The 7,495-nt window shown below is 41.3% G+C and carries 7 protein-coding genes; 6 read left to right on the top strand and 1 reads right to left on the bottom strand.

The window, feature by feature from the left end:
• The first annotated feature begins 86 nt into the window (after window positions 1–86).
• Window positions 87–473: an FxsA family protein gene (locus BFI01S_RS20295; RefSeq protein ID WP_061794213.1), complete on the top strand. Its 387-nt coding sequence runs from the start codon at window positions 87–89 to the stop codon at window positions 471–473.
• A 197-nt stretch (window positions 474–670) separates the two neighbouring features.
• On the opposite strand, the gene ytvI is transcribed toward BFI01S_RS20295, so the two are convergent.
• Entirely contained in the window at window positions 671–1,792 is a 1,122-nt protein-coding gene (ytvI, locus tag BFI01S_RS20290; RefSeq protein WP_061794212.1) for a sporulation integral membrane protein YtvI, read from the bottom strand.
• A gap of 223 nt (window positions 1,793–2,015) precedes the next feature.
• Between ytvI and BFI01S_RS20285 the strand changes: the two genes are divergently transcribed.
• From BFI01S_RS20285 to BFI01S_RS20265, 5 genes are all read left to right on the top strand, one after another.
• Entirely contained in the window at window positions 2,016–2,477 is a 462-nt protein-coding gene (locus BFI01S_RS20285; RefSeq protein WP_061794211.1) for a DUF441 domain-containing protein, read from the top strand.
• A gap of 547 nt (window positions 2,478–3,024) precedes the next feature.
• Window positions 3,025–4,146, top strand: coding sequence for a citrate synthase (gene citZ, locus BFI01S_RS20280; RefSeq protein ID WP_061794210.1), 1,122 nt, complete (start codon window positions 3,025–3,027; stop codon window positions 4,144–4,146).
• Window positions 4,147–4,352: 206 nt separating this feature from the next.
• Window positions 4,353–5,621, top strand: a complete 1,269-nt coding sequence (icd, locus tag BFI01S_RS20275) for an NADP-dependent isocitrate dehydrogenase (RefSeq protein ID WP_061794209.1) — start codon at window positions 4,353–4,355, stop codon at window positions 5,619–5,621.
• Window positions 5,622–5,830: 209 nt separating this feature from the next.
• The gene (mdh, locus tag BFI01S_RS20270) at window positions 5,831–6,772 is read left to right on the top strand and encodes a malate dehydrogenase (RefSeq protein ID WP_061794208.1); all 942 of its coding nucleotides are present in this window, start codon (window positions 5,831–5,833) and stop codon (window positions 6,770–6,772) included.
• 185 nt (window positions 6,773–6,957) lie between these two features.
• Window positions 6,958–7,434: a MaoC/PaaZ C-terminal domain-containing protein gene (locus BFI01S_RS20265; RefSeq protein WP_061794207.1), complete on the top strand. Its 477-nt coding sequence runs from the start codon at window positions 6,958–6,960 to the stop codon at window positions 7,432–7,434.
• Window positions 7,435–7,495 lie beyond the last annotated feature (61 nt).

Below are 7,495 nucleotides of genomic sequence, written 5' to 3'. Positions count from 1 at the left end.
GTTTATTTTTCTTGGACAAATTGTTATATTCTCAGTGCTTTGTTTGATATAATAAAGGTAAGTCTTAAACAAAATAGAGGTGGCTTATGCGCTACATTCTCTTGCTGATGATAATCGTTCCAGCTGCTGAAATTGGTGTTTTACTTCTTTCAGGCAGCACTATTGGGCTATGGCCGACACTTGCGATTATCTTGCTAACAGGTGTTCTCGGTGCTTATCTCGCTAAAAAGCAGGGTCTTGAAACAATCAGAAAAATACAGGATCAGCTGCGCAGCGGGCAAATGCCGGGAGATGCCATTCTTGATGGGGCGTGTATCCTTATTGGAGGCACCCTGCTCCTTGCACCGGGGTTCATTACAGATGCATTAGGATTTACATTGCTTCTTCCTTCGGCTAGAAAAGGATTTAAAAACATCCTTTATATAGGTCTGAAAAAATGGATGAACAAGGGAACGATCACGATAATCAGGTAAAAATAGCTATATATAAAGCCGCTCCGTTACATTGGAGCGGCTTGTTAATTTTACTGGAAGATGACAATCCCATGATTAATGTCCCCGCTCAGTGGCACAATTGCACTGAGGGGGACATTTAAACCTTTTTGTTAGGAAGTGCCCGATATCCAATTCTATGCATAGTATGACTGAAGGCGATGCCCAAATTTTTTATCCTAATCGGCTTCTTCATTGCCTTTTATAAACATCCAGATATCCCGGAATACCCCAGCTTTATGAAGAGTAGTGATGAGTACAAGAGTAACCGGACCTGCAATTAAGCCCAGAAAACCAATCAGTTTAAAACCGGCAAATAAAGCAATCAGGGTAGCTAAAGGATCAAGCCCGATGCTTGATGAAAGGATCTTTGGCTCCATTATCTGGCGCTGGACCAGCACGATGATATAAAGAATGCCCAGTCCGAGTGCCCTGCTCATTTCTCCGCCGATTGCTTCATATATAATCCATGGCACAAAAATCAGCCCTGTTCCGAGATAGGGAATAATATCGACAAGGCCAGTCACAAGTGCAATTGTGATGGCATAATCGACACGCAGAATCAGAAGTCCGGCAAGTATGATAACCGTAGTAATAGATACTAAAGTAGCCTGTGCCTTGACGAAGCCAAACAAAGCCTTCTGCAGATCGGCAAATACGGTTCTGCCGCTTTTTTTTGCGCGGCTGGGCAGCATGCGGCTGAATATACCTGAAAGCCTGTGCCAATCTTTGCTGATAAAAAAAGTGGCCAGCAGCGAGAAGATCAGGACCGTGGCTGCATTGGGAAACCATGAAAGAATGTTTGGGATTTTCTCGAAAAATCCCTGGATAAAATCTCCCAGTGTAGAGCCAAATTGCTTCCCGACATTTTCTATATTCGTCATGATGGTATCCTGCTGTCCTGTTCCCAGATTATTAAATAAGCTTGCCAGCTGGTTATAAAGAGGAATGATTTGCCCTGCAAAGAACTGCTCAACAAAATCAATTAAGGTATCGAGGTGCTGCGGCACTACTTTTGCCAAATAATCCGCACCTGACACGATCTCTGCCACCAGTAAAGTGATTAATCCGGCAAAAATGGCAAAGATAAGAACCAGTGCAATGAGGACTGCAAGAGCCCTTGGTATTTTCCATTTAACCTCCATTATATTGACCAAAGGGTTAATAAGAAAGGCAATGGCCAGTCCAATAATGAAAGGATAAGTCACTTTGGATAAATATAAGAAAGCATAGAGACTTAAGATCACCACTCCAATGACAAAGAAAAATCTTATGGTCCTATAAATATATGCCGGGTTCAAGTAATAGCCTCCTTATTAAATTTGAACAGACTAAGTCATTGCAGCTTTGCTTATGTAATGTTATTAGTCATATCATACATCATTTTTGCAAGAGCTTAAAATAATTAGATATTGTCTATTAATACATATTCTATTTTTAAAAATCCGCCAAAGAACCCAGAAATTATTAAATTGATTTAAATTATGTTACGATAATATAGAAAGCAGGAAGGTGAATTAGCAGATGTTTTCCCAATCACTCATTTTTTTGTTTCTTTTGCTGGGGATAGGTGTAATAGCAAAAAATCAATCCCTGATCATTGCTGTCTTTGTTTTGATTATCCTTAAAGCAGCCGGCGTTGATTCAAAAGCCTTTTCATTTCTGCAGTCCAAGGGGATTAACTGGGGTGTAACCATTATTACAATTGCTGTCCTTGCACCTATAGCCAGTGGTGAAATCGGCTTCCGGGATTTAGGCGGGGCATTTAAATCCCCTTATGCGTGGGTCGCTCTTATCTCAGGGATTGCAGTTGCTCTTCTGGCAAAAGGCGGCATCGTATTGCTGGCTGAAGATCCCCATATAACAACTGCTCTTGTTCTGGGGACCATTCTTGCTGTCTCCCTTTTTAAAGGCATTGCCGTCGGTCCTCTGATAGGGGCAGGGATTGCGTATATGGCAATGAAAGTCTTTGAGCTTTTTAAATGAATGTTCTTAGAATTTTCATTGCCTTTGGGCAGTAATGTAAATAAACTTTTCTTGAAAAATAATATTTTTTAACAAATTAAGTGCTTTTCATTCACAAAAGTCAGATTATTGTTTATAATAGGACTTGTAAGCGTAACCTATTTCACGGTACCTATTAAATTCAGTTAAGCTCTATTAAAATGTTATTAATATATTTATTTTTTCCATTTAAGGAAAAATGTAAGCATTTTCTTTTTTTTTAGAGAGTACCGAGCAACCGCTCGATTAATGCATGCCAAGAGAAAGTTTATTTCTTCCATATATCGGGAGTGCTTTTCAATAAATGAAAGTTGCACCTTTCATGGATTTGGTCTGTAAATCGGCTAATACAGCCGGCTTTTCAATGGCTGTCCTGCAGCCCTATAAAAGTGTCCAAAAACAGATAAAACAATGGACATGACAAGGAAGCTTTTCTGAAAGATGAAAAATCAGGTTCGGCTTACTTATGTTTAATGTACAGACAAAAATGGGTATGGGGAAATCTTATTATGTAAAGGAGAGATTCGGTATGACAGTAACACGCGGTCTTGAAGGGGTAGTAGCTACTACTTCGTCTATCAGCTCCATCATAGACGATACATTAACCTATGCGGGCTACAATATTGATGATTTGGCTGAAAATGCAAGCTTTGAAGAGGTTATTTATCTTTTATGGCACAGAAAGCTTCCTGCTCAATCCCAGCTGGATGAGTTAAAGAGTCAGCTTGCAGCAAACTACTCTCTTCCAGAGGAAGTTCTGAACCATTTTAAAACATATCCAATTGACAAAGTGCATCCAATGGCTGCCCTTCGTTCTGCAGTGTCTCTGTTGGGACTTTATGATGAAGAAGCAGACCAGATGGATGAAGAAGCAAATTATAAAAAAGCAATTCGCCTTCAAGCTAAAATGCCTGCTATCGTAACGGCATTTGCTAGAGTAAGAAAAGGCCTTGAGCCAATTGCTCCTAGAACAGATCTTGGATTTGCAGCCAACTTCCTATACATGCTTACAGGCAAAGAGCCTGAACCAATCGCAATTGAAGCATTTAATAAAGCACTGGTTCTTCATGCGGACCATGAACTGAATGCTTCCACTTTCACTGCACGTGTATGTGTAGCCACATTGTCAGATATCTATTCCGGAGTTACAGCTGCAATTGGCGCTTTAAAAGGGCCTTTGCATGGCGGTGCCAATGAAGCGGTAATGAAAATGCTTACTGAAATAAGTACTCTTGAAAATGTGGAGCCATTTATCCGTGAAAAGCTTGAAAAGAAAGAGAAAATCATGGGCTTTGGGCATCGTGTATACCGTCAGGGCGACCCTCGTGCCAAGCACTTAAGAGAAATGTCCAAAAAGCTTACAGAACTTACCGGGGAACCACACTGGTACGAAATGTCCACGCAAATTGAAGCGATTGTTACCGGGGAGAAAAAACTTCCGCCAAATGTCGACTTCTATTCTGCATCTGTATACCACAGCCTGGGAATCGACCACGATCTGTTCACGCCGATTTTCGCTGTAAGCCGCGTATCCGGCTGGCTGGCTCATATTCTCGAACAATATGAAAATAATCGTCTGATCCGCCCGCGTGCTGACTATACAGGCCCGGGAATGCAAAAATACGTTCCAGTAGAGCAAAGAGGTCTTTAAAAAGCAGAAAAAGCAGATTAATAGAACTAATTACTACTCAGCATTTTACTTTTTATTAAAAAATTGCTGTAATAGAGAGAGCAGGGAAAAGGTTAGGGGCAAATGCCTTCTAACCTTTGATTCTGATATACTGATGCAGTATCGTGCCGCAAACTATATAAATAAAAAGGCTGATGCTCGCACTTTTCAAAATGGAGGGTATAACAATGCAAGGTGAAAAAATCACAGTAACTAATGGTGTATTAAACGTACCAAACAATCCAATCGTTCCTTTTATCGAAGGAGACGGAACAGGTCCTGATATTTGGGCAGCAGCTTCCCGTGTATTGGATGCATCTGTTGAAAAAGCCTATAAAGGTGAGCGCAAGCTTGTCTGGAAAGAAGTGTTAGCAGGAGAAAAGGCTTTCAATCAGACTGGTGAGTGGCTTCCTTCTGAAACACTTGATGTGATTAATGAATATCTAATTGCGATTAAAGGACCATTAACAACGCCAATCGGCGGCGGCATCCGTTCCCTGAATGTTGCGCTTCGCCAGGAGCTTGACCTATTTGTGTGCCTGCGTCCGGTCCGCTGGTTTGAAGGTGTTCCTTCTCCAGTTAAGCGCCCTCAGGATACTGACATGGTTATTTTCCGTGAAAATACTGAAGATATTTATGCCGGCATTGAGTACGCAAAAGGCTCTGATGAGGTTAAAAAGCTAATTTCATTCCTTCAGGATGAGATGGGTGTTAATAAGATCCGCTTCCCGGAAACTTCAGGCATCGGCATTAAGCCTGTTTCAGAAGAGGGAACCAGCCGCCTTGTACGCGCAGCTATTGAGTATGCAATCAAAGAAGGCCGCAAATCACTGACACTTGTACATAAAGGCAATATCATGAAATTTACTGAGGGTGCCTTTAAAAACTGGGGTTATGAGCTTGCTGAAAGGGAGTACGGAGAAAAAGTATTCACTTGGGCTCAATATGACCGCATTAAAGATGAGCAGGGTGTTGAAGCAGCCAACAAAGCACAGGCAGATGCAGAAGCTGCTGGGAAAATTATCGTTAAAGATGCGATTGCTGATATTTTCCTTCAGCAGATCCTTACCCGTCCAAAAGAGTTTGATGTTGTTGCGACAATGAACTTGAACGGCGATTATATTTCTGACGCTCTTGCTGCACAGGTTGGCGGCATTGGTATTGCTCCAGGAGCAAACATTAACTATGAAACTGGACATGCGATCTTCGAGGCAACTCATGGTACAGCTCCAAAGTATGCTGGCCTTGATAAGGTTAACCCTTCTTCTGTTATTCTTTCAGGTGTATTAATGCTTGAGCACCTTGGATGGAACGAAGCTGCAAACATGATCGTTAAATCTATGGAAAAATCTATTGCTTCTAAAGTCGTAACATATGACTTTGCGCGTCTAATGGATGGAGCAACTGAAGTAAAATGCTCTGAATTTGCCGACGAACTAATTAATAACATGGAGTAAAAAAGCAAAAGCGCCTTTAATAAAAGGCGCTTTTGACTAATATACTATTCATGCAGTGCTATTTTGTGTGCTTCCCTGAGGAAACTTCTATTGCCGGGCAGCTGGCGATTCTCTGAAATTGTGTATATAGGATGGCTGTTCTTTGGAACAGCCTCTTACATAAAGGATGCAAATCCTGAAACTTTCATTTCCAAAAGGAGGAACTGCTCATGTCATTGAAACGCAAAAAGATTTCTGTAATAGGTGGAGGATTTACTGGAGCAACAACTGCATTCTTACTGGCTCAAAAGGAACTTGGAGATGTCGTGCTCGTCGATATTCCGCAAATGGAAAACCCTACAAAGGGAAAAGCTCTGGATATGCTTGAAGCAAGTCCTGTTCAGGGATTCGATGCGAATATCACAGGTACTTCAAGCTATAAAGATACACAAGACTCTGACATTGTAGTTATCACAGCAGGCATTGCACGAAAGCCGGGCATGAGCCGGGATGACCTTGTACAAACGAACCAGAAGATTATGAAAAGTGTAGCGCAGGAGATTGCAAAACATTCTCCAAATAGCTATATTGTTGTGCTGACTAATCCAGTGGATGCGATGACTTATACAGTTTTCAAGGAATCAGGCTTCCCGAAAAACCGTGTAATTGGACAGTCAGGTGTTCTTGACACAGCCCGCTTTCGCACATTTGTCGCCCAGGAACTGAATTTGTCTGTTAAAGACATTACAGGATTTGTACTTGGCGGACATGGTGATGACATGGTTCCGCTAGTCCGTTATTCATATGCTGGGGGCATTCCTTTAGAAGCGTTAATTTCAAAAGATCGTCTTGATGCCATTGTCGAGCGTACACGCAAAGGCGGAGGAGAAATCGTCAACTTATTAGGCAACGGAAGTGCCTACTATGCTCCAGCTGCTTCCCTTGTGGAAATGTGTGAAGCTATCCTTAAGGATCAGCGCCGCGTACTTCCTTCCATTGCTTATCTCGAAGGAGAATATGGCTACGAAGGAATCTATCTGGGTGTGCCTGCAATCCTTGGAGCAAACGGAATCGAAAAAGTAATAGAGCTTGAACTGACAAGCGAAGAAAAAGCTGCCCTCGATAAATCGGCAGATTCAGTCCGCAAAGTAATGGAAGTATTAGCTTACTAGGATGGTCTTATTTAAGTGAAGAAAATTCCGGGGACTTTCTCCCGGATTTTTTTACTGGAAGCCCTTTTGGGAAATAGTATAAAATGATATCATATAAAAAATAGACTGAATAATTTAAAATATCGAACAGCCTATTTTTTTACAGAAAAAATGTAAACGGTTACAATACTCGGAGGTGCTTAGCTATGCTGCTTGGAAAGAAAAGAAAACTGGGAAGAACCATTGAAGAAATATCTGTGGGCGAAAAATTGACGCTCACAGAAAAAATAGAAGACAAGGATCTATTGCTGTACCTTGGCCTGACAAACGATGCAAATCCTTTATATATTCAGCATGATTATGCTTCACAAACACCTTATAAAAAACCGATTGTACCAAGTGTTATGCTGAATGGCATCATAAACTCTGCCATATCAAAATACTTGCCGGGCCCTGGAAGCCATGTTTTAAAACAGGAAATCGAGTACACGAAGCCTGTCTATCATTATGGTACAGTTCAATTTTTATTTGAAGTAACAGAAGTGAACACCCCAGATCATACCGTGCAAATTAAGGTACAGGGAACAAATGAAGAGGAGCAGACGGTTATTAATGGACAGCTCCTTGTATGCCCGCCATACAAGCCTCAGCCTATGGATGGGAATGCTTTGGATAATTTCTGATAGTCAAAAGATGTGCAGCATATGCACATCTTTTTTTGATGAAATCCTTCCTTTCCAACAG

Origin of the sequence: Cytobacillus firmus NBRC 15306 (assembly GCF_001591465.1) — a bacterium.
Taxonomy (GTDB): Bacteria; Bacillota; Bacilli; order Bacillales; family Cytobacillaceae; genus Cytobacillus; species Cytobacillus firmus.
Note: the sequence above shows the minus strand (reverse complement) of the source record. Positions and strands in the feature narration are given on the sequence as shown.